The organism is Streptomyces sp. NPDC058872 (assembly GCF_042743065.1).
In the GTDB taxonomy this organism is placed as follows: Bacteria; Actinomycetota; Actinomycetes; order Streptomycetales; family Streptomycetaceae; genus Streptomyces.
The window spans coordinates 19,181-43,914 of the sequence record NZ_JBHYMK010000022.1 but is presented as its reverse complement, the minus strand read 5'-3'; the positions used below and the strand labels follow the sequence as shown (position 1 = coordinate 43,914).

Here is a 24,734-nt window from a genome sequence, read left to right as displayed (position 1 = left end):
TCCTCATGTCCTGCGCTGAGAGGCGGATACGGGAAGTCAATCGCGTACCGTCAGTTACGGTCAAGTACGATCACTTCACGCACAGTTAACATGCTCACTGTTCTACGGTGAACTCGCACCAGACGCACTTGCCGCCGCCCCGCGATTCCACGCCCCACGCGTCGGAGAGCTGGTCGACGAGGAACAGTCCCCGACCGGACACGCCCGCCTCTCCCGCCTCCCGGCGCCGGGGCAGTGCACTGGACCGGTCCTCCACCTCCACGCGGAGTCTCCGGGGCGGCCCGGCGAGGATCCGCAGCGTCACGATCGCCCCGCCGTCGGTGTGCATCAGGGCGTTGGTCATGAGCTCGTCGGCGACCAGCTCCATCTCGTCCGCGCGCTCCCCCGCGCCCCAGGCCCGAACGGCTGCCCGGACCATGTGGCGGGCCGAGCTGAGCGCCTCCGGGTCGTTCTGGGCCACGTGCTGTTGGAAGCGCCCCGCACCCCGGGCGCGGTAGGAGCCGTGACGACGCAGCAGCAGGATCGCGACGTCGTCCTCGCCGCCGCGGTCGACGACCACGTCACAGAGGTGGTCGGCGAGCTGTTGGAGGTCGGCGGGGCCGCGTCGTACGAGCGCGGAGAGCCACTGGAGCCCCTCGTCGAGGTCGGCACCGGGCTTCTCCACGAGACCGTCGGTGTAGAGCATCAGGGTCTGCCCCGGGTCGAGCTCCAGGGTGGTCACCGGGTAGTCGAGGCGACCGAACTCGGCGGAGAGGCCGAGCGGCAGCCCGCCCTCCACCGGGGCCCTGCGACAGCCTCCGGCGACGTCCCTGATCAGCGGGTCGACGTGACCGGCACGGACCACTTGGACGACGCCGGTGGCGAGGTCCACCTCCGCATAGGTGCAGGTGGCGAAGCGCTCGGTGTCGAGTTCGTGGAGGAAGACCGAGGCCCTGGCCATCACCGTGGCCGGGGGGTGCCCCTCGGCTGCATAGGCGCGGAGCACGATCCGCAACTGTCCCATGACGGCGGCCGCATGGGTGTCGTGGCCCTGGACGTCGCCGATGACGGCGCCGACCCGGCCGCCGGGCAGCGCGATGACGTCGTACCAGTCGCCGCCGACGTCCCGGCCGAGACGGGCCGAGCGGTAGCGGACGGCCGTCTGGGCACCGGGCACCTCGGGGATCTTGCGCGGGAGCATCGCCTGCTGGAGCCCTTCCGCGAGGTCGTGCTCCTGCTCGTAGAGCATGGCCCGCTGGAGGCTCTGGGCGATGCTGCTGCCGAGGGCCACGAGGAGGGTCCGTTCGTCTTCGCTGAAACCGGTCCTGTCGCTGTAGAGCAGGCCGAGCGCACCGATGGGCCGGGCCTGGGCGATCAGCGGCAGATAGGCGGCGGCCGTGATGCCGAGCCCGCTGATGTGGGGCCAGAGCACGGGGAAGGAGTCGGCGAAGTCCCGGGCCGACTCGATGAACCGGGGACGCAGGGTGCGGATGACCTCGCTCATCGGGTACGGCTCATCCACCCGGGTGAACCGGGTCCCCGGCACGAAGGCGCCCTCGGGCCCCTCCGCGACCAGATGGATCCGACCGGCATCGAGGAGCCCCATGACGAGGCTCGCCGCGCCGAAGTGTTCGAGCGCGTGCGAGTCGTTGAGCAGGTCGATGACGTCCTGCACGGTGCGGGCGTAGGCCAGGGCGGCCGTGGTGCCCTCGACGACGCCGGCCCGCTGGCGGCGCCCTTCGTCGAGGCCGAGTCGGGCGGCGGACTCGGTGAGCTCGTGGGTCGCGTCGCGCAGGACGCCGACGATGCGCACGGGGCGGCCGGTGTCGTCGCGGTGGACGAGGCCCTGGGTGTGGGTCCACTGGTAGCGGCCGTCGCGGCGCCGGATCCGGAAGTAGGCGCCGTACTGCTCGTTGCCCTCCTTGAGGGCCTGGGCCACCAGGGTGTCGAGCCGACGGGCCTCGTCCGGCAGCACCCGCACGCTCAGGCTCTCGGGCAGGCCGTCGTAGTCCTCGCGGTCCATGTCGAAGACGGCGAGCGCGGCGTCGTCCATGACCATCGTGCCGGTGAGCAGGTCCCAGTCGAAGCCGCCCATGCGGAAGGCGGAACCGTAGGCGGCCAGGATTCCGGCAGACGAGTCCTCCGGTGGACGGTGCAGCCGACCGATCGGCTCCCCGCCCCCGTTGCCCGCGTTCATGGGCCCACGCTAGGCGGAGCACCGCCCGCGCGCACCAGGGAGATCCGCTTCACCCCTCGAAGGTCTCCGGCTGGTCGGGCACCGGAACGACCGGGAAGAACTCGGGCGGCAGCTCGCCGTCGGGAACGGGGGGAGGGTCCGCGAACGGGTCGAGGAAGGGATCGGCGTACGGATCGGCGTACGGATCGGGCATCGACGGCGTGGGGGGATCGGGGGTCGGCGCCGGCGGCTCGGTGCCGGTGCCGCCGGATCCGGACGGGTCGGTGGCCTCGGGGAGCGGGGTCGCGGGGGCGGGCCGCACGGGATCCGGGGAGGCCGGAGCCGAAGGCACGGGGGTCGGGACGGTCGGGTCGGGCGTGCCGGAACCCACGAGGGCGCACGCATCGGGGGCACAGGACGGCTCCACGGCGGGCTTGCGGTCCACGTCACCGTCGCTGCCCGTCCGTCGCTCGATCCAGGTGCGGTCCGTGGTGTTCACGATGACCAGGCTGGTGACGACTGCGGCGGTCGGCTTGACGACGATCACGCGGTCGGGATCGAAGTCGTCCCAGGGATCGCCCTGGTGGACCCCGCTCCGGTCGGCGGACGGGCTGCGGAGCGGGTTCCCGCAGGCGCAGCGGACGCGCGGGGAACCGTACGGGTCGACGAGGACCGCCGTGCCCGTCTGCAGCACGGCTTGGAAGGCGCTGGCCCGGCCCTCGCGGTAACCGTGGTTGGTGACGCGGACGTCGTTGCGCAGGGCGACCGGGGTGAGGCCGCGCAGCCAGCCGGCGACATCGGCCTCGGGGACGCCGGCGGCCTCGGCGAAGGCGCGCGCCTTGACCGGATCGGCGGTGAGGAGTTCGATCTGCCGCTTGACGTCGCAGCTGCCGATCGCGCGCGTACCGCCGTAGAGGCCGGGGGTGGAGCCGGTGACCTCGCGGAGCTGCGGCACCTCGCCTTCGGCCCGTCGCTCGGGGGCGGTCGGCGGAGCGGTGTTCCGGACGGTGGAGGCGGTGAAGGGGTCCGGGCCGTGGGCGCCGATCGACTGGAGGACGACGTCCTGGACGGGGGCCGCGCCGGGTTCGCCCCCGGTGTTCCGCTCCTCGGCGGAACAGCCCATGAGCAGCAGGGCCGCGAAGAGGGCCGCGAGGCCGGGACGCACGGCGGCGAACAGGGGCACGCGGGAAGCTCCGGGGGGCCGTCGGGTCCGATCGGTGGGAGGTTGCGGCTCGAAGTCGCCCACGCGCCGTCGCACGGGCACGAAGGGGGCTCGCCGGATCGGGGCGAAGCGGGTTCGCCGGGTCGGGGCGAAGGCGGTTCGCCGTGTTCGGCGGAGGGGTGGGCGCACCTGGTTCTCCCGACTTTCTCTCCCCCGGGCCCGCGCCCGGTTTCGACCAGTGCCTCATGTCTGTCGCAGCGCGCGCGGGGCCGCAAGCGGAGGGCGGCCGACCGGGCGGTGGCCTGACCCGACGGGGCGCGGCCGACCCTCCGCACCAAGGACTTGAACGTGTTCAAGAAAGCATCTACGCTCGTCTTGTTACTTGAACACGTTCAAGAGGGGGGTGGTTCCACGTGACCACGCTGTCGTTCCTGGTGAATCCGGTCGTGATGATCGGTATGTTCTGGGTCGTTCCGACCGGGCTCGCCCTCATCGACGGCCCCGCGCCCCCGGGATGGCAGCTGCTCCAGCGCGCCTGGCCGCTGCTCGCCGCCCCCGGTGCGCTCTCGCTCTGGCTGCCCCGCTCCGGGTTCGCGACCGCACTCGCCGCCGTCTACGCCCTCGCCACCCTGGCCCTCGCCCTCCAGGCACCGGCCCGGCTGATGCTGACCCGTTCCCTCCGAGCCGCCGAGATCGCCATCCTCACCGCCCTGACGGCCCCAGCCGTCGCCGGCCTGGCGCTCGTCGCGGAGCGCGCCTCCCATCCGCTCTTCGGCTTCGACCTGGACATCCTCGCGCTGACCGTTCCGCACTTCCACTTCGCGGGCTTCGCCGCCGCCCTGGTCGCCGGGCTCCTCTGTCGCGCCGCCGACAGCCGCACCTCCCGCTTCGCCGCGCTCAGCGTGCCCGCCGGCACCCTGCTCGTCCTGCTGGGCTACTTCGTCGACGACTGGGCCGAGCTCGCGGGCGCGGTCGTCCTGACGGCCGGCATGGCAGCGGTCTCCGTGCTGACCCTGCGGGAGCGCCACGAGTTCGCCGCCGATCCGCTCACCCGGGGACTCCTCGCCGTCTCCGCACTCGTCCTGGTGGTCACCATGCTGCTGGCGCTCAGCTGGGCGCTCGGCGAGGCCACCGGCCTTCCACACCTCAGCCTGACCTGGACCGCCGCCACCCACGGCCTGGGAAACGCCCTCGGCTTCGCCGTCTGCGGGCTCCTCGCCCGCCGCCGCCTGACGGACCGCACGTCCCCGTCCCTTCCGCCCCGCACCCGAACGGAGCTCCCGGCATGACCCGCCTGCTCACCGACCTCACCCACCGCGCCACCCGCCGACCGGCCCTCACCTACCGGGAGGTCGGCGCCACCCGCGCCCCCGACACACTGCCCGAGGACTACCAGCACCTGCGGCACAGCACGGTCGTCGGGCACGGCAGGACGGCCTTCGAGAGGGCCGGGGCCGCCGTCACCACCTGGCGGATGCACCGGGCCTCCGGGGCCCTCGTCGACGCCGACGCGGAACTCGCCGAGCCGGGGGTCCGCCTGACGGTGGCGCTGGGCGCCGGCAGGTTGCGGTTGGGCGTGCCCTGCTCGGTGATCTGGACGGCGTACGAGGAGGACCGCATCGGCTTCGCCTACGGCACCCTGAGCGGGCACCCGGAATGCGGCGAGGAGTCCTTCGTGGTCACCCTCGGGGCCGACGGCACGGTCCGCTTCACGGTGACCGCCTTCAGCAGGCCCGCCACCTGGTACACCCGGCTCGCCGGCCCCCTGGTGCCACGGCTCCAGCACGCGTACGCACGGCACCTCGGCCGCACCCTGCGGCGTCTCGTCAAGGCGTGACGCGGGGCCGATACTGGAAGCGATGGAGTGGTTCACCGCACCCGACGCCTGGTTGGGCCGGATCGTCTTCCAGCGGGGCCTCGCCGGGCTCTACTGCGTGGCGTTCCTGTCGGCAGCGCTGCAGTTCCGGGCGCTGATCGGAGAACGCGGCATGCTCCCGGTCCCGGAGTACGTGCGCAGGACCCGCCCCCGCCACACACCCTCGCTCTTCCACTGGCGCTACTCCGACCGCCTCTTCGCGGCCGTCTCCTGGTCCGGCGCCGCCCTCGCGCTGGCCCTGGTCGCGGGCGCCGGAGACCTCGTGCCGCTGCCGGTGTCGATGCTCCTGTGGCTGGTGCTCTGGGCGCTCTACCTGTCGATCGTGAACGTGGGCCAGACCTGGTACGCCTTCGGCTGGGAATCGCTGCTCCTGGAGACCGGGTTCCTCGCCGTGTTCCTCGGGAACCAGGACACCGGCCCGCCCGTCCTCGTCCTGTTCCTGCTGCGCTGGCTGCTCTTCCGGGTCGAGTTCGGCGCCGGACTCATCAAGATCCGCGGCGACCGCTGCTGGCGGAACCTGACCTGCCTGTACCACCACCACGAGACCCAGCCGATGCCCGGCCCGTTGAGCTGGTTCTTCCACCACCTGCCGCGACCGCTGCACCGGGTGGAGGCCGCCGCCAACCACGTCGTGCAGCTGCTCGTGCCCTTCCTGCTGTTCGCCCCGCAGCCGGTGGCGACGGTGGCGGCCGGTCTGATGGTGGCGACCCAGCTGTGGCTGGTGCTCTCCGGCAACTTCGCCTGGCTGAACTGGCTGACCATCGTGCTGGCGCTCTCGGTCGTGGACGCCTCCGCGCTCGCCGGCGAGCACCCCCGACCGGACCCGCCGCTCTGGTACGTGGTCCTGGTGGTCGCGGCAACCGCTTTCCTCCTGGTGAGGAGCTACCGCCCGGCCCGCAACCTGCTCTCCCGTCACCAGGCGATGAACCGCTCCTACGACCCGTACCACCTGGTCAACAGCTACGGCGCCTTCGGCACCGTCGGCCGGATCAGGGACGAGATCGTCATCGAGGGCACCGACGAGCCGACACCGCACCCGGGCACGGTGTGGCGGGAGTACGGCTTCCGCGGCAAGCCGGGTGATCCGCGCCGGCTGCCCCGCCAGTTCGCCCCCTACCACCTGCGGCTCGACTGGCTGATGTGGTTCGCCGCGCTCTCCCCCGGCTATGCGCGCGAGTGGTTCGGCCCGTTCGTCGAACGCCTGCTCGCCGGCGACCGGGACACACTGCGACTGCTCGCCCACAACCCGTTCCCGGACGCCCCGCCGACGCACGTGCGGGCCCGGCTCTACCGCTACCGGTACACGACGTGGCACGAACTCCGTACGTCCGGTGCCTGGTGGCACCGGACGCTGCTGCGCGAGTACTTCCCGCCGACCCGCCTCCGAGGGGTTCCCGGGAGTTCCCGCTGAACGCGGCGAGGTGCCCCGGGCCACGAAGGGCCGGGGCACCGGGATGCCGAGGGGATCAGTCGATGCCGGGCAGGATGTGGGGCTCTGCGAGGTCGTCCTCGTAGCCCGCGAGCCGGATCGGGGCCGCATGGGCCCAGACTTCGAGGCTGCCCAGCTCGCCGTTCCGTCGCTGCCGGTCGTGGGGTTCGGCCGGTCGCGGTTCCTGCTTCGTCAGTTCGGGTGTCACCGCGCACTCCTTCGTGTCGCGCTACCTGTGGGACAAGTGCCGGTCGGTCGCGGTGGCGCCGTTCGTCGGGCGGGACCGCGGCCTTGGTGGCAGGCCTGTCCCATGGAAGGCCGTGGGGAATGTGTGTCTCCCCGGTGGCCGACCGTGAACATCAGAGTAACCAAATGAGCACCTCTGCGCTCTACCGGGCTCGAAAGTGTGATGCGATCGGGTGAATCGAGCCGAAAGAGCGCCCCACCAGGCCGGTGAGGCGCTCTTGTCAGAACCCCGGGAACAGCGGTACGGCGGTCCTACCAGTTCGCCGGGGAGTAGTCCTTGAGGAAGCAGCCGTAGAGGTCCTCGCCCGCCTCCCCGCGCACGACGGGGTCGTACACCCGGGCCGCGCCGTCGACCAGGTCCAGGGGGGCGTGGAAACCTTCCTCGGCCAGGCGCAGCTTGTCGAAGTGCGGGCGCTCGTCGGTGATCCAACCGGTGTCGACCGAGGTCATGAGGATGCCGTCGGTCTCGAACATCTCCTGGCCGCTCGTCCGCGTCACCATGTTCATCGCGGCCTTCGCGGCATTGGTGTTCGGGTGACCGGCGCCCTTGTAGCCGCGGCTGAAGACGCCCTCCATCGCCGACACGTTCACGACGTAGGCACGCCCGCTGGCCGCCTTCTTCGCCGCCTCCGCCATCACCGGCCGCAACGCGCTGATCAGGATGAACGGCGCCGTGTAGTTGCACAGCTGGGTCTCCAGCAGCTCCACCGGGGAGATCTGCTCGATGCTCTGGACCCACGTGTTCGTCTCGACGACGTCCGGCACCAGTCCGCCCGCGTCGATGGCGGTGCCGTCGAGGTGTCGGGCGATGCTCGCGTTGCCCGCGACCAGCGCGAGGTCCGCCACCTTCTGCGCCTCCAGGCCGCTCACGCCGACGGGCAGCGCCGCCAGGCCGTCGACCGCGCCCGAGTTGAACGCGCCGATCACGTGGTGCGCAGGGAGTTCGCCGGCCGGCAGCGGGGCGGTCTCGCCCTCGACCAGGGCGGCGTACGCCGAGGGCAGGCGGCGCACGGTCTGCGTGGCGTTGTTGATCAGGATGTCGAGCGGGCCGGCCTCCGCCATCTGGTCGGCCAGCGCCACGGCCTGGGCCGGATCGCGCAGGTCGATGCCGACGACCTCGAGGCGGTGCATCCAGTCCGCGGAATCCTCCATCGCCTTGAAGCGGCGGATGGCGTCCTTGGGGAAGCGGGTGGTGATGGTGGTGTGGGCGCCGTCGCGCAGCAGCCGCAGCGCGATGTACATGCCGATCTTCGCCCGACCACCGGTGAGCAGCGCGCGCTTGCCGGTGAGATCGGCACGCGCCTCCCGCTTGGCCCGGTTCTCCGCCGCACACTTCTGGCAGAGCTGGTGGTAGAAGTAGTCGACCTCGACGTACCGCGTCTTGCAGACGTAGCAGGAGCGCGGGCGCTGGAGTATGCCGGCGATCCGGCCCTCCTCGGTGACCGAGGAGGGCAGCAGGCCCTCGGTCTCGTCGTCGATGCGCTGGGCGGAACCGGTGGCCGTGGCCTCGGTGACCGCCTTGTCGTTCGCGGTCTTGGCAGCCCGGCGCTCCTGGCGGCGGCGCTGCTTGACCGTCCGGTAGATCCCGGCGGTGGCACGCCGGACGGCGATCGCGTCCGGGTGGTCGACCTCCAGCTCGTCGAGCTCGTCGAGGACGCTCAGGCAGACGGCCAGGCGCTCGGGGTCGATGCCCGGCCCGTATTCCTGGATTTCTTCGGTCACCGTCATGGCCTTCGGGTTCCTCGTTCGCTCGTGCGTCGCCGTTCGCGGGCTTTCGAAAGGGCAACTTTACGGAGCGGAGGGCCGCGCCTCCAAACCCGTTCGGGGGGCGTGGTCGAAGACACAGTCGCCGCACAGCCCGCCGCCCGGGGCGCGGTAGTAGAGGCAACAGCTGGTCCGGCGCAGCCCGGGTCCGCGGACCGTGCCGGCGAGGTCGGAATGGTCCAGGAGCCCCGAGGCCAGGACGGCGGCCCGCTCGGCGACCTCGGGCCTGCCCCGGGAGCGCGCCCAGCGGGTCAGTTCGCGCAGCGCCCCGACGAGGGCGGAGCCGGCATTGCCCCAGAGGAGACGGGGCGCGATCCGGCCCCCGCGGTGCAGTGCTGCGTGGAGCGGGACGAGATGGGCCTGCTGCACCGCGGCGCGGAGCTCGTCCACGGTGGCGGGGCGGGTCGCGGAACCGGCCCACCAGAGGTCGTCGGGCGCGACCAGGGAGCCGTCCCAGAACAGCTCGTCGGGATCGAGGGCGGGGAAGCGGCCGTACAGTGCGGCCGGCCCGAGGGTGACGGACCAGAGCCGGGCCGCGAGCCCGAGGTGGGCGACGGAGGCGCCGACGCGACGCTCGGCGGCGCCGAGCCGGGCGGCGACCCGATCCACGCGCGCAGTGAGCGGGCCGTCCTCCCCGGCGTACAGACGGGCGAGCGACCGGTGCGCACCGCCGGTCTCCGGAGCGGTGACCCGCAGGGCGAAGAAACCGCCCGGGCCCCCGTCGCCACCCATGTCCATGCCCATGCCCCCACCCGGCTCCGCGGTCCTGCCCGTCCGGTGCCACCGTAACTTCTTCGAAGTGGCCCCCAGCACCCCCAGAAGACGCCCCCGAACGGGCGGAAGGACCGCTTTGCACCCGTTCCGACCTGCGTGGTCGTACACCCCGGGGCGTAGTCGGGGAGCACGTACTCCATCGGCGGTACCCGCGAAGACGTCCCCCGGTACGACGACGCGATCGGCCGGAAAGAGAGATCGTGGAAGACATGAGCCCTCTCACGCTGTCCGTCGTCCTGGCCCTGGCCTCCGCGGTCGCCTACGCGGCCGCGGCGATCGTCCAGGAGCGGGTCGCGGCCTCCGCCGCGGGCCCGCGCTACGCACCGCTGCGCGTCCCGGCCTGGTGGGGGTCCGTCCTGCTCAACGGCATCGGCGCGACCCTGCACGTCGCGGCCCTGGCGTACGGGCCGCTCAGCCTCATCCAGCCGCTGGGCGCCCTGACGATCGTCTTCGCGCTGCCCATGGCGGCCCTGTTCGTCGGCCGCCGGGCCGGTGGGCGGGCCTGGCGCGGGGCCCTCATGGCGACGGTGGGCCTTGCCGGGCTGCTCAGCCTCACCACCGGGCACGGAGCACGGCAGCTGACGGACGGCGACCGGTGGCTGCTCACCGGGGTCGCCTTCGGCACGGTGGCCGTCCTCTTCGCGGCAGCGCACCTGGTGGTCCGCCCGGTGCTGCGCAGCATCGTGCTCGCGGCGGGCGCGGGCGTCGCCTTCGGCTTCGCCTCGGTCTTCACCAAGGCCGTCGCCGACGCGTGGAAGCCCGCGGCGCCGCTGGCCGAGTGGACCGGCCTCCTCGTGCTGTCCGCGTTCGCCGTGACCGGGCTGCTGCTCTCCCAGGCCTCGTACCGGGGCGCGGGGCTGGCCGCCCCGCTGGCCACCGTCACGGTGGTCAACCCGATGGCTGCCGCCGCGGTGGGCGTGACGACGTTCGGCGAGGGCTTCCGCTACGGCACCGCCGGCGGCGTGGCCGCCCTGATCTGCGGCGCGGTCGCCGCCGGCGGCCTCGTCCAGCTCACCCTCGACCGCATGACCGTCGCGTCGGACGCCCCGTCGGCGTCATCGTCGTCAGAGGGGGACCCCACGCGCCCTGAGATAGGCCAGGGGGTCGATGTCGGAGCCGTACCCGGGACCCGTCCGAACCTCGAAGTGGAGGTGCGGTCCCGTGCTGTTGCCGGTCGACCCTGAACGCGCGATGCGCTGGCCGGCCTCCACCCGCTGCCCCTCGCGGACGGTGAGGGCGGAGAGGTGCCCGTACTGGCTGTAGCGGCCGTCGTCGTGGCGCAGGACGATCTGGTAGCCGTACGCCCCGCCCCAGCCGGCGGAGACGATCCGGCCGCCGGCGACGGCCTTGACCGAGGTGCCGGTGGGCACGGGGAAGTCGACTCCGGTGTGGTAGCCGCTGGACCAGGAGGCCCCTCGGGTTCCGTACCGGGTGCCGATCGAAGCGGAGACGGGCGCGGAGTAACGGGTCCCGGCAGGTTTGGTCTCGGGGCGGGGGGTGGACGTCGCGGACGGCTTGGTGCTGGGCTTCGGGCTCTGTTTGCCGGACTTGGCGCCCGGCTCGGCCGTCTGCCGGGCGCTCGGCCTGGCCGAGGGCTTCGGGGCCGGCTTCGCGGCGGGTGCGGCAGAGGTCTTCGCGTCGGTCCGCCGCACCGGGCCGGCGGCCGGAGGGGCGGTCTTGGGCGCGGTCGCCCCGGCCGTCCGGGACGCCTGGGCGGGCGGTGCGTCCTCCGCGGCCGGCCGTGGTGCCGCGATCCGCAGGGTGAGCCGCTGGCCCGGGTGGATGAGGTCGGGGTCGTCCCCGACGACGGTGCGGTTCGCCGCGTAGAGCCCCTGCCAACCGCCCCGGACCTGCTCGTCGCGGGCGATCGCGGACAGGGAGTCGCCGGGGGTGACCGTGTACATCTCGCGCACGGTGGGCACCGTGGTCGGAGTGGCACTGCGGGCGGGCTGCTCGGGTAAGGCCCGCTGCCCCGGCAGGGAAGTCGTCCGGACCGCGTTCCCGTCGCCGGTCGCCGTGGCCGGCCGCTGGATGGCGTCCGGTGCCCCTCCGCCGCGTGCAAGGCCCGCACGGGAGCCGCAGGACGGCCACGCCCCGGGCCCCTGCCCCTTGAGGACGCGCTCGGCGATCGCGATCTGCTGGTCCTTGGAGGCGAGGTCGGCACGGGGCGCGTAGTGGGTGCCGCCGTACTGCTCCCAGGTGGACTGGCTGAACTGGAGGCCGCCGAAGTAGCCGTTTCCGGTGTTGATGTGCCAGTTGGCGGAGGACTCGCAGGAGGCGACCTTCTCCCACACGTCGAGCGAGGCGGCATGTGCGGCGCCCGCACCCACCAGCGGCAGCGCCATGCCGGCGCCCCCCGCCGTGACGGTGAGCGAAGCACGGTTGATCCGGCTCGGCTGGTGGCGGCGGTGACGTCCGGCCATGGGCCCCCCTTGAACACGACAGCAGCCGTCCAAGTTAGGGGCGGCGCACGCTCCGTGACAAGGGTTCCGCGGAACTCGCGCCCCTTCCGTCACCTTTCCGTCCGCTCCCGGTCACCCGCCGGCGGGCCCGGGCTCGGGCTGGGGTTCGGGTTCCGGCACGGGACCGCCCGGCTGGGGCGCCGGGCTCGGGCCGGGATCAGGAGGGACCGGCACCGGGTTCGGCGGCGGCACCGGGGGCGGCGAGGGCACGGGGGGCGGGATGGGCGATGGGGGCAGGGGATCGGGGTACGGGTGGGTCATCACGGACCTCTCGGGGCGGCGGGGTCTCCCCTTCCAGGGTGACCCCGCCGCCCCGACGGCGCCCGCCGGGCTCCGGGCTCCGGGCTCCGGGCTCCGGGCTCCGGATCACCCCGCAGCCGGGAGCCCCGCCCTCAGGCCCGGGCGGGCACGGCGTGCGGGGGGCGCACCGTGCCGCTGCCGGGGACGGGCGCCGAGGCATCGCTGCCGAGCTCCACGACGCGGTTGTCGCCGTCGACGTGCACGACGCGCGGCACGAACGTCCGCGCCTCCGCGTCCTCCATCTGTGCGTAGCTGATGAGGATCACGAGGTCCCCGGGGTGCACCAGGTGCGCGGCGGCACCGTTGATCCCGATGACTCCGGAACCGCGCTCCCCCTCGATGACATAGGTCTCCAAGCGGGCGCCGTTGTCGATGTCGACGATGTGGACCAGCTCCCCGGGAAGCAGGTCGGCGGCCTCCATCAGATCCGCGTCGACGGTGACCGAACCGACGTAGTGCAGATCCGCCTGGGTGACGGTGGCGCGATGGATCTTGGACTTGAACAGAGTACGCAGCACTTGGGACTCCTCGAAGACGGCTCCCTGCCTGCTTTCTGCAGGTCAAGGGCGTCCTCGACCTTACACCGGCGCCCTCGTCCGAAGTTTGTGAGGAACATCGCCCGGGTCGGGCTGGACGGCTTCCCGCCTGGACTTTCGCACCGCACCGGCGCCTGTACAGGCAAATCCTTCGGGAACGTCCGGCGACCCGTGCTGACCGGATGCCGACTTCCCCAACGAGCCATCAGGCGTGCAGGAGACCCCTCTGCACACACGGACGACGTGCGCCCATGCGCCACCGACCCGTCGGGCACCGACATCGCTCTGGTTCAGAGCACACGGTCCCTTCGGCCATCCGCCTGTCGGCGCTCGACCGCCCCACCCATCCGCCGTGCAAGGCAGCCCACCGTGGACGGCTCCGAGTCGGAACCTGCTGGCTACACCGCATCCTCTCGTGGCAACCGCGCTAGAGAGGAGGACGGCTGCGATGACCGCCTCTCAGGCGTTCTCGTCATGGATCCGCGCGCCCAGATCCTCCGCCCACTCCAGCGCCCACGCCTTGAGTTCTTCGATCTGCCGGGAGGTGAGCCCGTACGCGGTGTAGTCCTCGTCCTCGTACCAGTCCGCGCCGATCAGCCGGTCCCGGAGGTCTTCGAGGCTGAACTCGTCGTGGGCGCGACGGCGCCCCAGGGACTCGAGATCGGCGGTGGAGCGGTGGCGGGAGGCAGCCCGGACGTCGATGAGGTCGCGGACGGTGCCGCGGTCGGCGAGGGCACGGACCTTGGTGCCGATCACGTCGTCGAGGGAGAGGACTGGGCCGTAGGGAGTCTGGGCTGGTGGGGCCCAGAACGCCTCCTTGAGGACGTCGACCTCGCACTCCTCGCCGGTGTCCGGATCGGTGGCGAGGAACCGGCCGCTGAGCGGATCGGTCTCGACGTGCGTGGTCCGCCATCCGCGCGCGCTGAGGCCGGCTGTGAGTGAGGCGACGATCTCCTGCATCGGAGCAGGGTTCTCAGTGGCGACGTCGAGGTCGCGGCTGAAGCGTTCGACCAGGCCGTGGGCCTGCACGGCGTATCCGCCGGTGAGGACCAGAGGGTAGGGGGAGCCGAGATCGAGGATGTCGGCGAGGAGACGCTCGTGGAGCGGGGTGAGCTTCACCCGGCGGTCGCGCTGGTCGTAGCGGTGCGGAGCAGCTCGGGGAAGGCGTCCTCCCAGACCTCGCGGATGTAGGGACTGACCAAGCGCCGCAGCACGGGCCACTGCTCGGTGAGCAGCCGGTGGTGCAGGAGGGCCACCAGGTCCTCACTCAGTCCTTCGGCGAGGACGGTCCGGTAGAGCGTCATGCAGGACTTCGGACGGTCCAGGCTGTAGCTCGTCCGCCCGGACCAGACGATGTGCAGCGGCAGGTCCACGTTGCCCTCGACAGGGCCGGCCAGCGCCTGCAAGCACTCGGGCAGTCGGCTGCGGTAGCGGTCCCGCAGCACCTCGGCGCGGGGTGCGGTGATCGTCGTGTCCATGCATCCAGTATCGCTGCCGGGAGGCGGCGGCATGGTGGATACGAGACCCTGTCGTACGTACGGATCGGGCAGCCGCCTGCCCTTCGCTCGGACATCTCACCCCGTGGACGCTTCGCCCATCATGGCCTGCACGTACAGCCCCCCGGGTGGTGCGGCAACCGGCTGCCCTGCCGACCCAGGACCAGCCCCGCTTCACGGGCGCGGGTGATCGTGGGCAACAGGTCACGCGGAGGGCCGCCGCGGTGGAGTGAGCTCCGGCTTCGGTCGCGGCGTCGGGAGGGGCGACGGTGTCGAAGCCGAGGCCCATGACGCCGGCGCAGTGGACGAGAAGGACACCGGGGCGGACGAGGCGGCGACAGCGGCCGGAGGGGCAGGCGGCATCCACAAGGCACGCCGCTTCGGCTCCGAACGCAGCCCACTCACTCAGGACCCATGCCGCGGACGAGCTGTCGAGGCACGCAGCCAACGCCTCAAGCAAGAGTCAGGCACCCGTGTCCAGGCCCCCGTCATGGCGGGCCCTTGAACAGGGCACGCAGCGCTTGGGACTCCTGGAAGACGGCTCCCTGCCTGCTTGGTGCAGGTCAAGGGCGGTCTTCACCGTTCAGGTGGACGGCCGGCGCGTGAGCGAGGCGCTCCACCACACCGCGTGACGGACGTCGAGCGCGGCAACGTGGACGATCGAGGTGAAGCCTCTGGCGGTTGCGGACGGGTTCCTGTGGTGGGACCTGTCCTCCCAGGATCTCCACGCTTGTCCGTGGACCGGGACGCCGTACGGCGAGGCCGGCTCAGAGCGCGATGAGGCCGGCCGTCGTCGGCGTGAACCCGCAGGCGTCGAAGTAGAACGGCCGCAGGTCGTCCTCGAAGTCGACGTGAAGCCATGCACATCCGGCTTCGCGGGCTTGCCGGGCGGCCTCGGCGACGAGTTCGGCCCCGAGCCCGGCATGGCGACGGCCTGCCGCGACCACGGTGTCGAGGATGAACGCGTGAACGCCGCCGTCCCATACGACGTTGACGAAGCCGACGAGGTCGCCGTCATCACGTGCACAGACCCACCCGAGGCTGTGGCGTTGCACCCGCGTCAGCCAATCGATTTGCAGGGAGGATTGGTCGAAGCCCTCCGCATGCAGCGCATCGACCTCGGCGTTGCCGAAGCCGCCCCGCCACTCATGAGTGATGGTCATGGCGCGAGCGTAGACCGCTGTCCTTGCCCGATCCTCCTCCGCAGGCAGGACATGACGTGGTCGCCGTCGAAAAAACCTCACCGGACCCCTTTCATCCTGTGCTGGAGGACGAAACGGTCTGGTCAGCGGGTGGGGTGACGAGGCAGGCCCCAGAGAACCCTCTGCCCGGGCGTCCTCGCCCCCGAACGCCGGTCCGACCGGCCGGAGGCGACCGGATACAGTGCGCGGGACGGCAGTTCGGTCAGGAAGGGGAAGCGTGACCGACACCAGCAATGCCCGGTCCACCGAGGGCGAAGCGCAAGCTCCGCGGCAGAGCAGACTGCACCACCTGATGCGCTACGTCCCCCTGATCGCCCCCGTCCTGCTGTGGGCCGTGCCCTGCTGGGTGCTGCTGTACACCGGACAGCACTGGCCGCTGGCCGGCACGCTGGCCGGCACCGCCCTGTTCGGCCTCGGCCTGATGTGCATGCCGCTGGCGATGGTGCGCGGGCACGGCCGACGCCAGCAGGACCGGGCGGCGATCATCGGTGACACCCTGCTGGGCACCAGTTGGGTGCTGTTCACCTGGTCCGTTCTGCTCGGCGTCCTGTTGCGGCTCGCCCTGACCGTGGCCGACGTCGGGAACGGTCAGGTCCGGGCCCGGATCGTCACGTGGGCCGTCCTCGGCGTGACGGCCGTACTGCTCGCTTGGGGGTACGCCGAGGCCCGCCGCGTGCCGCGCGTACGCCGCCTCGACGTGCACCTCCCCCGCCTGGCTGCCGGGCTGGACGGCCTCCGCGTCGTCCTCATCACCGACACCCACTACGGCCCGCTCGATCGCGCCCGCTGGTCGACCCGGGTGTGCGAGAGGGTGAACGCCCTGGAAGCCGACCTGGTCTGCCACACCGGTGACATCGCGGACGGCACGGCCGAACGTCGCCGCGCCCAGGCCGTCCCGCTCGGTACCGTGCGGGCCACCCGGGCCAAGGTCTACGTCACCGGCAACCACGAGTACTACAGCGAGGCCCAGGGCTGGGTCGACCTGATGGACGAGTTGGGCTGGGAGCCGCTGCGCAACCGCCACCTGTTGCTCGAACGCGGAGGCGACACCCTCGTGGTCGCCGGCGTGGACGACGTCACCGCCGAGTCCTCCGGGCTGGCGGGCCACCGCGCCCACCTCGCCGGAGCCCTGGACGGCGCCGACCCCGACCTGCCCGTCCTGCTCCTGGCACACCAACCCAAGTTCATCGACCGGGCAGCAGCCGCAGGCATCGACCTCCAGCTCTCCGGCCACACCCACGGCGGGCAGATCTGGCCCTTCCACCACCTGGTCCGCATCGACCAGCCCGTCGTCGCCGGCCTCAGCCACCACGGCACCCGCACCCTCCTCTACACCAGCCGCGGCACCGGCTTCTGGGGCCCGCCGTTCCGCGTCTTCGCCCCCAGCGAGATCACCCTGCTCGTTCTCCGCTCCCCGCACCAGCAGTCGCGGTAGCCGCCGTCTGCGATCACGGTGGTGTCGCCGACCGCGTCCTTGGCTCCGGAGAGTTCCCGTACCTTGCCGTCGTTGCGGTCCCTGGGCGTCCACGTGCGCGGGCGAACGTTCCCGACTGCGCCTCAACTACCGGAGCACGGAGGAGATCCTGCGCTGGTCCGCGTCCCTCCTGGACGGTCAGCCGGTGGGTCGGCTCGGTGAGGACGACGAGGATGACGGGGGCCAGGACTCGCTGCGGGGTTACCGTTCCGAACTGCACGGCCGGGTTCCGGCGGCTCACGGCCACGGCAGCCAGGACGACGAACTGCGCGCACTGGTGGACCAGATCCGCAGGTGGATCGACCAGGACGGCGTGAAGCCGTCCGAGGTGGCCGTGTGTGCACGGTTCAACACGCTGGTCGACGCGGTCACCACCCGCCTGCGTCGGGAGGGTGTGCCCGCCGTCGCGGTCAAGGACGATCCGGGACCGTCGGTTTCCGGTGTGCGGGTGGCGACCATGCACGCCATGAAGGGGCTGGAGTTCCGCTGTGTGGCCGTCGTCGGCGTGACGGCCACCGTGCTGCCGTTCGCTCCGCAGGTGACACCGATCGACGAGGACGCCGCACAACACCGGTCTGACCTTCTGGCCGAACACTGTCTGCTCTTCGTGGCCTGCACGCGGGCGCGCGACGCACTGGCGATCTCCTGGAGCGGTGAGCGGAGCCGCATGCTGGACCCCGTCACCGGCTGAGACCCGTCGGGGTCCCGTCCTACGGACCGAAAAGGGGTCCGTAGGACGGGACCGTCTGATCGCGGTGACGTCACCGCGATCAGACGAGGATTTCGCGCACGACCACCGTGTGCGTCTTGCCCTGCGTCTCGTAGGAGATCGTGCGTCCCGTCGGCTGCCAGGCCAGCGCATGGCCGAGCGGAGAGGACGGAGAGACGACGTCAGCCTCTTCGGTGGGCAGCTCGGCGATCGTGTACAGGGTGTCCTCGTCCACTCCGCCGTCGAACTCCAGGCGGAGCAGCGCTCCGGGAATCACCACGTCCGGGACGGCCCCTTCCCTCCCGACGCCGACGGCATCGAGGAAGGTCCGCAGGAAGAGAAGGTGCTTGGTGTGCCGGTCGCGCCGATCGTTCTGGGTCCTCCTGAGGAACAGCAGCTGTGCCGCGTCCGCTCTCTCGGGGGTATCGAAGGGAGCATCGACCACCGTCTGCAACTGCTGCACCTCGCGTACCAACCGCTGGAAGGCCCCGGCAGGGACCTCCCGGACCGGCAGGGCACCCGGTGCGCCCGAGAAGGGCGTCTCCGTCCGCGTCTCGCTCCCGGACGGTTCGGCGGGCGCCACCCCCGGGGCGTCGTCGGGCGACGACTGCGCTGGAGCGCTGTCCCGGCTCCCGGCCTCGTGGTTCGACGCCCCCCGCTGCTCTGAAGGCGCGCCGTCGCCGGCGGCAGCCTCCCCGGCCCCTGCCGCATCTGCTGTGCGGACGGTCGTGGCCACCTCGGCCGTGCCATCGCCGGCTTCTGCCCCGAGGCCGGTCGCCGCATCGCCGCCCGCTTCCACCTCGCCGGGCACGGTGCCGTCGGCAGCACCGGTTCCTGCCGGCTGCCTCCCGACCGGTTCGATGCCCAGCCGTTCCAACTCGGCCCACAAGGGGGCCAGCGCCTGCTCCGGGTCGAGGTGGTAGCGGCTGCCCCGGATCCGGACGAACGTCCAGTCGACGCGTTCCAGGTCTCGCTGTCTGGCGGCCGCGGTGGAGGCGTCCTCCCCCTCGGCGAAGACGTCGCCGTCACAGGCGACCGCGAGGCGACGCGTTCCGCCCTCCACGACGAGGTCGATCGTGTGACGGCCCACCTTGTATCCCGGTCGGACACGGTAGCCCCGCGCCTCCAGTTCCAGGTACACCCTCTGCTGGAACAGCCCGTCGAACGCCTCGTGCCGGACATCGGGCAGAACCTCGCCCTCGACCGCCACGACGTCCTCCTCCGTGGGGCGGGTGAGCTGATCGAGCCACCGCCGGCGCAGGTCGTTCTCGTGGAACTGTTCGACCCGCGCGCTGTGGAACACCCACACCTGGTCCTGGGCGCGCGAGGCCGCCACGTTGATGCGCTGCTCGTAGGTCTTGCCGTTGAAGCCGCCCGGTACCGATCCGGCCGCCGTCATGGCCGAGTTGACGAACGAGATGAACATGATGTGCCGCTCGTCGCCCTGGAAGTCCTCGGCGTCGCCGACCCGGATGCGCCTCTCCTCGCGCTGCTCGTAGTCGAGGCGCTCGGCGAGCAGGTTCTCCAGCTCCGTCAGGTGGCCCTTGCTCGCACGGAGGCTGATGACGCCCATGGTCTTCCCCGCGTAGGCGGGGTCGGCACAGCAGCGCACGATCGCATCGACGAGGGCCTCGGCCTCGACGGCGTTGGTCAGCCGGGTGCTGGTTCCGACGGCTTCGCCCGTCTCGACGTACACCGTGCGGACCGGGGGCAGCCGGTCCGCGCCGTACTGCCGCAGGGGCAACAGGTCACGGTTGTAACAGAGCTCGTTGGAGAAGGAGATGATCTCCGGCATGCACCGGAAGTGCTCCTTGAGCATGAGCGTGCCGCGGCCCGCCGAGAGTGCCTCCGTGAGGTCGAAGAAGCTGGACTCGGGGCCGAACAAGCTGCGGACGTCCGGTTCCAGCGCGGTGAGCAGACGGTCCCTGAGGTGGAAGTACTCGTCCTGCTTGAGGCCGACGTTGGACGGGCTGACCTGCTTGCTGTCGCCGACGACGACCATCCGGTCGGCGAGCCAGCTCAGCAGCATGGCCTCCAGACCGGACTGGCTGGCCTCGTCGACGATGACGACGTCGAACAGGCCCGGTCGGTCCATGGGCACGGTCTCGGCGACCTGGTGCAGGGGCATGATCCAGGCCGGCACCGCCGTCTGTGCCTTGCGCAGGGCGGCCTGCGCGTCGCGCCGGTAGCGGTGCTGGTACTTGCCCTTGATGCGCCTCGCCGCCTGCTGATAGGCGCTGAGCGCCCGGGACTGGTCGCCGGTGAGCAGGCCGAGGCAGCGGTGCCAAGCGCGGGCGGCGGCGAGCCGTGCCAGCATGATGCGGGCCTCGTCGTCGGCCTCCGTCAGCCGTCGGCGCAGGGCGCGCTCGGCCTCGGGGTCGGTCAGTCGCTCCATGCGGTCGCGCCACGCGGACCAGGCCCAGGCCTCGGCGAGCGAGGGCAGCCTGTCGTCCCAAGTGCCGTCCTCGGCCGTGGTGGAGATGCGGTCCGCGAGGGCCGGGAACGCCTCGCGGACGTGGTCGAGGGCCACGGCCTGCTCGGCTCGCAGCCGAGCGGCCTCGCGCACCTCGGCCATCTCTTCGCTGAACGTGCGGTAACCGTCGGGGTCACGGTCACGGACGGTGCCGAGTGCGCGCACGACGGCGGGTGACGCGCCCGGCCGGTCGCCCCAGAGGCGCAGCAGGTCCTCGCCGTGCTCGATGACCTTGCGCGACCGCTCGGCCGCGCGCAGGGTGGTCGCCGCCCGCAGGAGGGCGCGCACGGCGTTCTCGACGGCCGCCTCGTGCCAGGTGGCGACCGCGAGGGTCGGTGAGGTGGCCGCGGCGGTCAGGACGTCGGTGCGGGCGGCGGCGACGGCGAGCAGCGCGTCCAGCACTTCCGCGTCCTGTCGCAGCCGTGCGAGGCGCGGTCCGTGTCCCTGCCAGGCGGTGACGGGCGTGCCCCACTCGGACTCCAGCTGGGCCAGGCGCAGTTCCAGCTGGACGCGGGCGAGGACGACGGCCGATGTCGGGACGTCCTCCGGCGCCCGGCCGTCGACCCGCACGGCTTCCACGAACGCGCCGACCGCCTTCGCCAGCTTGGAGCGCATGCCGAGGGGTCCGCGCAGCTTCTGTCCCTGCACGAGCCCGTCGTGCAGTGCGGTGACCTGGGCGAGTGCCGTGGCCGGATCGTACTGCTCCAGGCCGCTGACCATGGCCGTGCCCAGGGCGGCGGACGAGACGTCGACGGCCGCCAGGGTTTCGGTGACGGCGGCCTGCCGGCTGCGGGCCTGCCAGTCCTGTCCTTCGGTCACCTGCTTCAGGAGCGTCGTGGCCCAGTCACCGGCCGCGGCGGCGAGAGCCGCGGCGCGGGCGCGGGCGGCGGAGAAGGCGTCGAGCGCCGAGGACAGCCGCTGCTGTTCCCCCTCGCCGAGGCTCCTCACGGCCGTGTCGTACTCCGCGCACACCGGGTCCCGGCGTGCGTCCGCGTGTGCTTCTTCAGCCGACCGCACGATGCGCACGGCTTCCTCGAAGTCACCGGGGGCCGGCAGCTCGTGGGGGCCGGGGACTTCGGCCGCCAGGGCCTGGTGGTGCGAGGTGTAGGCACGGGTGGTGTGCAGCAGGCGCAGGGCCTCGTCGGCGCTCAGGGCGGGCTGTTCCTGCGGGACCGGGCCCAGCCAGTCGTACCGTCCCGCCTCCGTGGTGAGGCGCTCGGCGATCTCCTGCAGGCTGCCGCTGTAGTCGCCGATCTCCGCTTCGAAACGGTGGGTCTCCTGTTCGCGCAGTGCGGCGAGATCGCGCAGCATGGCCTGCTGGGCGGCACGGGCCCGGGCGAGGCGCTTCTGGAGGGTGCTGATCCTCTGGCCGGAGGCCTTCTCGTCGTAGCCCGCGTACTCGCTGAGGATCCGCTGCACGGATGCTTCCAGCTCGCGCTGGGCGGCGGCGCCGTCCTCGGTGCGGCTCACGCACAAGTCGCGGACGGACTCCGGCAGTTTGTCCCGCAGCACGCGCAGGGCGCGCGGGGTGTGGCTGGTGATGAGGACCCGCTTGCCCTGCGCCAGCAGGTCGGTGACCAGGTTGGCGATGGTGTGCGTCTTGCCGGTGCCGGGCGGCCCTTGGACGACGACGAGCCGGTTGGCCCGCAGGCGTTCGGCGATCGTGCGCTGCTCCTCGTTGGCGGGCAGCGCGAAGTACATCTCGTCGCCGTCCTGTACCGCTCCGCCGTCCTCCGCTGCCGCGAGGTCCGCCGCGGTCAGTGCGCCGTCCCGGCCCGCGATGTGACCGAGCAGTGCGGTGGGCGGCGTGCCCGCGTCGATCTGCCGGGCGATGGCCTTGAGGGCGTCCATGGTGGAACGGCGACTGCGCTCACGCAGCACGAGTGCGGGGGTGAATCCCACCTGCGGGACATCGAGGCTGCGCGGCTTGGCGCGCTCGACGGTCGGCGCGTAGCTCCCGGCGCTGTGCGCGGCGTTCACCCAGCTGCGCAGGGCGGTGTGCACGGCGTCGAGGTGCTCCGGGTCGGTCACGTCGGAGGCGTCTTCCAGCACTTCGACGATCGCCTCGCGCACCGCGCCCGGAACGTGCTGGGCCCCTTCCAGCATGCCCTCTTCGAGTTCCAGTCCCGTGCCGGTGGGGTCGGGGGCGGCAGTGAGCGCACCGGTGGACGGGTCGAGCCGGAGGGTGGCGCGGTGCGTGAGGAGGTGTCGTTCCACCCTCTGTCCAGTGGTCGTCTGCCAGGTGAGCCGGCCGAGCCCGAGCACGAGTTCGTACGCCTCGCCGAGGCCTGCGGCGTCCTCGTGCATCTTGTGCAGGCGGTCGTACAGCCTGACCATGGGGTCGATGGCGCGGCGTCGTTCCGCCCAGGCCAGCCATTCCTGCTCCCAGGCGGCGTACAGCTTCTCGATCTTCTCCTGCTGGGGGTGTTCGTCGAGCTCGTGGTAGGCCTTGTCGAGCGGGATGCCCCGGGACCAGTCGGGGAAGTCGGGTTCGATGCGCCGGCGCAGGTGTGGTGCGCGGGGCTCCTTGAAGTCACGTATCCGGGTCTCGTCCACCCAGGGGGCGAGCAGGGCCTTGGGGTGCGGCGCGTCCTCGCGCTCGGGGCGGGCGACGTTCAGCCAGGCCGGGTCGTCTCCGACGAGGGCGCCCTCGATCATCACCTCGACGCCGGCGTCGTCCGGCAGCTCGTCGAACCACACGGTGCCGGCCGCCCCGTCGAGCGTGCGCACGGGACGCGTCTTCGACTCCTCGGCCTCGGCGAGGAACCGGAAGATCTGTCGGACGCGAGCGGCGTCCAGATCGTCGGGGGAGGTCCCCGGCGCCCCCACCGGGGCGGCTCGACGTCCGGCGGGGGCCGGCCGGGCCGGGGCGACGTCGTGGACGGCCGTCGCGGTGGCCGGCGGGAGGGACCGGTCGTACGTCCTCGACGCGGGGTGCTCACCGGCCTCCGCGGCGACGCCCGGTGCCGTGCCGAAGGTGACGCTTCCCCGGTCGCCCTCCGGGAAGCGGACCTCGATGTCCAGGTCGTCGGCAGAGCCGGCCGGAATGCTGTAGGCCCATGTCACGGAGACCCTGCGCCCCGCGCGCAGGGTGCCCTCGAGTTCGCCGTCGAGCGCGTCACCGCGGAGGTCCCGCACCTGACGGGCCGTCTTGCCGTACGGTCCTCCCCGCACCAGCAGGGTGATGCCACCGAGGTCCAGCGGACGTCCGGTGCCGTTGCTCAGGGACAGGGTGCACCGCACCAGGTCGTCACCCTGCCGGTGACCATGACTGGACTCGGGGTCCGCCGGCACGTAGGGCACGACGTCATCCATGCGTACGTACAGGCCGTCGTCGTACTGGTAGACGGAACCGACGGGCTGCAGATCTCCGCCCAGCCCGCGCTCGCCCTGACTCACACGCCCACCCCACCACTGCTTCTGAGGACCATCCGGTGGCCCGACGGGTCATCCCGCCCCGATCACCACAAGCCCGGCCACATGACACCCCCGACACAGGAACTCGCGTGTGAACTGAGCACACATGGCGAGCGTAGCAGCAAACACGAACCCCCATTCCGCCCTGTCGAGATCCCTTACGAACGGACGCCGAGGGTAGCCGCGCATGGCGCCCCGCACGCCGAACCGACGCCCTCTGGCCTGAAATCCACCCCACCCAAGAGATGTTGACTTAGTTCACGAGGGACACCAGGCTGCCCTTCGACGTCATGCCAAGCGGGACAGCAGTGTCGTACTCACGCAAGTGGGCAACCCGTCGGCCCAGTTGAGGGCAGACTGACTTCCGTACGCCCGACAACCGCCTGCTTCAACAAGCAGTTTCGGAGTCGCCCCCGTCCCGACGCCCCCGATGGGCTCGCGACCCGAGAGGACCAGAACCCCGATGAGCATGGCCGACGACCCCAAGGGCCTGATCCAACAGGCCCTCGACCGGGCGCTGGTCGCCCAGCAGCCTTTGGCGAGGAGGAACGTCGAGCGGCTGCGGCGGGTCCACCCCGACGACGGTCCGCAGGAGCTGATCAGCCGGCTGGATCGCTACTACCTCGCCGGCGTCACGGCCTCCGGAGGTGCTTCCGGCGCGGCGGGGATCCTGCCCGGCGCCGGCATCCCGACGGCTCTGGCCGACATGATGCTCTTCACCGAGGCGTCCGTGCTCTACACGCTGTCGCTGGCCGAGGTCCACGGCACGCATCCCGAGGACTTCGAGCGGCGCAGGCTGCTGGTCCTGACCGTCCTCCTCGGCGACGGCGCGGTGAGCGCGCTGGACAAGGTCGTCGGGCACACCGGCGCCCACTGGGCCAAGAAGATCGTCAAGTCGATCCCGATGAGCGCGATCAACAAGGCCAACAAGGTCCTGGGGCCGCGGTTCATCACCAAGTACGGGACCAAGCAGGGCGTCCTGGTGCTGAGCAAGCAGGTGCCCCTGGGCATCGGTGCCGCGCTCGGCGCCGGAGGCAACCACATCTTCGGACGCCTGACGATCAAGTCCGCACGGAAGATCTTCGGAGATCCCCCGTTGAGTTGGGCCGACGACCAGCACCTGGACGACGTGTCCTTCGGCGCCGAGTCGGCGGGCTCCGCTCCTTCCCGGGCGTCGCTGCCGCATCCCCGACCGACCGCCTCGGACGACAGCACGGCGACATCCGAGCAGACGTAGTAGAAGAAGAGGAGGCGCATGC

17 protein-coding genes and 2 pseudogenes are annotated in these 24,734 nt (G+C 71.9%); 7 read left to right on the top strand and 12 right to left on the bottom strand.

The annotated features are described in order from the left end of the window. Window positions 1-94: 94 nt before the first annotated feature. On the bottom strand, window positions 95-2,176 hold the full coding sequence (locus ACFW22_RS16510) for a SpoIIE family protein phosphatase (RefSeq protein WP_386404201.1): 2,082 nt from the start codon (window positions 2,174-2,176) through the stop codon (window positions 95-97). Window positions 2,177-2,225: 49 nt separating this feature from the next. After that, complete coding sequence (locus ACFW22_RS16505; RefSeq protein ID WP_386404198.1) at window positions 2,226-3,338, bottom strand: DUF6777 domain-containing protein; 1,113 nt, start codon at window positions 3,336-3,338, stop codon at window positions 2,226-2,228. A 401-nt stretch (window positions 3,339-3,739) separates the two neighbouring features. Here ACFW22_RS16505 and ACFW22_RS16500 point away from each other — a divergent pair, with 401 nt between their 5' ends. From ACFW22_RS16500 to ACFW22_RS16490, 3 genes are read left to right on the top strand one after another with little or no spacing between them, the layout of a single operon-like run. Further along, window positions 3,740-4,606: a YndJ family protein gene (locus ACFW22_RS16500; protein ID WP_386404397.1), complete on the top strand. Its 867-nt coding sequence runs from the start codon at window positions 3,740-3,742 to the stop codon at window positions 4,604-4,606. Further along, a complete protein-coding gene (locus tag ACFW22_RS16495; protein WP_386404195.1) occupies window positions 4,603-5,154 on the top strand; it encodes a DUF1990 family protein in 552 nt (183 codons plus the stop codon). The genes ACFW22_RS16500 and ACFW22_RS16495 overlap by 4 nt, the downstream gene beginning before the upstream one ends. Window positions 5,155-5,176: 22 nt before the next feature. Then, window positions 5,177-6,604 (top strand): lipase maturation factor family protein, encoded by a 1,428-nt coding sequence (locus tag ACFW22_RS16490; protein WP_386404192.1) that lies wholly within the window; start codon window positions 5,177-5,179, stop codon window positions 6,602-6,604. A gap of 55 nt (window positions 6,605-6,659) precedes the next feature. On the opposite strand, the gene ACFW22_RS16485 is transcribed toward ACFW22_RS16490, so the two are convergent. The 3 genes from ACFW22_RS16485 to ACFW22_RS16475 form a co-directional block, all read right to left on the bottom strand. Further along, window positions 6,660-6,830 (bottom strand): hypothetical protein, encoded by a 171-nt coding sequence (locus tag ACFW22_RS16485; RefSeq protein WP_384875582.1) that lies wholly within the window; start codon window positions 6,828-6,830, stop codon window positions 6,660-6,662. 290 nt (window positions 6,831-7,120) lie between these two features. Further along, a complete protein-coding gene (locus ACFW22_RS16480) occupies window positions 7,121-8,596 on the bottom strand; it encodes an SDR family NAD(P)-dependent oxidoreductase (protein ID WP_386404188.1) in 1,476 nt (491 codons plus the stop codon). A 60-nt stretch (window positions 8,597-8,656) separates the two neighbouring features. Beyond that, the gene (locus ACFW22_RS16475; RefSeq protein WP_386404394.1) at window positions 8,657-9,370 is read right to left on the bottom strand and encodes a (2Fe-2S)-binding protein; all 714 of its coding nucleotides are present in this window, start codon (window positions 9,368-9,370) and stop codon (window positions 8,657-8,659) included. A gap of 245 nt (window positions 9,371-9,615) precedes the next feature. On the opposite strand from ACFW22_RS16475, the gene ACFW22_RS16470 reads away from it, so the two are divergent. Continuing rightward, the gene (locus tag ACFW22_RS16470) at window positions 9,616-10,590 is read left to right on the top strand and encodes a DMT family transporter (protein WP_386404185.1); all 975 of its coding nucleotides are present in this window, start codon (window positions 9,616-9,618) and stop codon (window positions 10,588-10,590) included. Here ACFW22_RS16470 and ACFW22_RS16465 read toward each other — a convergent pair. From ACFW22_RS16465 to ACFW22_RS16445, 5 genes are all read right to left on the bottom strand, one after another. Continuing rightward, window positions 10,471-11,829 carry a transglycosylase family protein gene (locus ACFW22_RS16465; RefSeq protein WP_386404182.1) on the bottom strand — a complete coding sequence of 453 codons (1,359 nt, stop codon included), beginning with the start codon at window positions 11,827-11,829 and terminating at the stop codon, window positions 10,471-10,473. The genes ACFW22_RS16470 and ACFW22_RS16465 overlap by 120 nt on opposite strands. A 431-nt stretch (window positions 11,830-12,260) precedes the next feature. Next, the gene (gene panD, locus ACFW22_RS16460) at window positions 12,261-12,686 is read right to left on the bottom strand and encodes an aspartate 1-decarboxylase (RefSeq protein ID WP_386404179.1); all 426 of its coding nucleotides are present in this window, start codon (window positions 12,684-12,686) and stop codon (window positions 12,261-12,263) included. Between the two features lie 477 nt (window positions 12,687-13,163). Continuing rightward, window positions 13,164-13,823 (bottom strand): nucleotidyl transferase AbiEii/AbiGii toxin family protein, encoded by a 660-nt coding sequence (locus tag ACFW22_RS16455; RefSeq protein WP_386404176.1) that lies wholly within the window; start codon window positions 13,821-13,823, stop codon window positions 13,164-13,166. Continuing rightward, window positions 13,820-14,182: a hypothetical protein gene (locus ACFW22_RS16450; RefSeq protein ID WP_386404173.1), complete on the bottom strand. Its 363-nt coding sequence runs from the start codon at window positions 14,180-14,182 to the stop codon at window positions 13,820-13,822. The genes ACFW22_RS16455 and ACFW22_RS16450 overlap by 4 nt, the downstream gene beginning before the upstream one ends. Before the next feature lie 785 nt (window positions 14,183-14,967). Further along, on the bottom strand, window positions 14,968-15,363 hold the full coding sequence (locus ACFW22_RS16445) for a GNAT family N-acetyltransferase (RefSeq protein ID WP_386404170.1): 396 nt from the start codon (window positions 15,361-15,363) through the stop codon (window positions 14,968-14,970). Window positions 15,364-15,619: 256 nt separating this feature from the next. Here ACFW22_RS16445 and ACFW22_RS16440 point away from each other — a divergent pair, with 256 nt between their 5' ends. Then, window positions 15,620-16,837 carry a metallophosphoesterase gene (locus tag ACFW22_RS16440; protein ID WP_386404167.1) on the top strand — a complete coding sequence of 406 codons (1,218 nt, stop codon included), beginning with the start codon at window positions 15,620-15,622 and terminating at the stop codon, window positions 16,835-16,837. Here the strand turns inward: ACFW22_RS16440 and ACFW22_RS16435 are convergent. After that, a pseudogene (locus tag ACFW22_RS16435) lies at window positions 16,831-16,923 on the bottom strand (IS5/IS1182 family transposase); the annotation flags it as partial. The gene ACFW22_RS16440 and the pseudogene ACFW22_RS16435 overlap by 7 nt on opposite strands. Between ACFW22_RS16435 and ACFW22_RS16430 the strand changes: the two are divergent. Beyond that, a pseudogene (locus ACFW22_RS16430) lies at window positions 16,907-17,567 on the top strand (3'-5' exonuclease); the annotation flags it as partial. The pseudogenes ACFW22_RS16435 and ACFW22_RS16430 sit on opposite strands and share 17 nt — an antisense overlap. Window positions 17,568-17,646: 79 nt before the next feature. On the opposite strand, the gene ACFW22_RS16425 reads toward ACFW22_RS16430, so the two are convergent. Then, a complete protein-coding gene (locus tag ACFW22_RS16425; RefSeq protein WP_386404164.1) occupies window positions 17,647-23,457 on the bottom strand; it encodes an AAA domain-containing protein in 5,811 nt (1,936 codons plus the stop codon). A gap of 481 nt (window positions 23,458-23,938) precedes the next feature. Between ACFW22_RS16425 and ACFW22_RS16420 the strand changes: the two genes are divergently transcribed. Further along, entirely contained in the window at window positions 23,939-24,712 is a 774-nt protein-coding gene (locus ACFW22_RS16420; protein WP_386404161.1) for a hypothetical protein, read from the top strand. The last annotated feature ends 22 nt before the right edge of the window (window positions 24,713-24,734 follow it).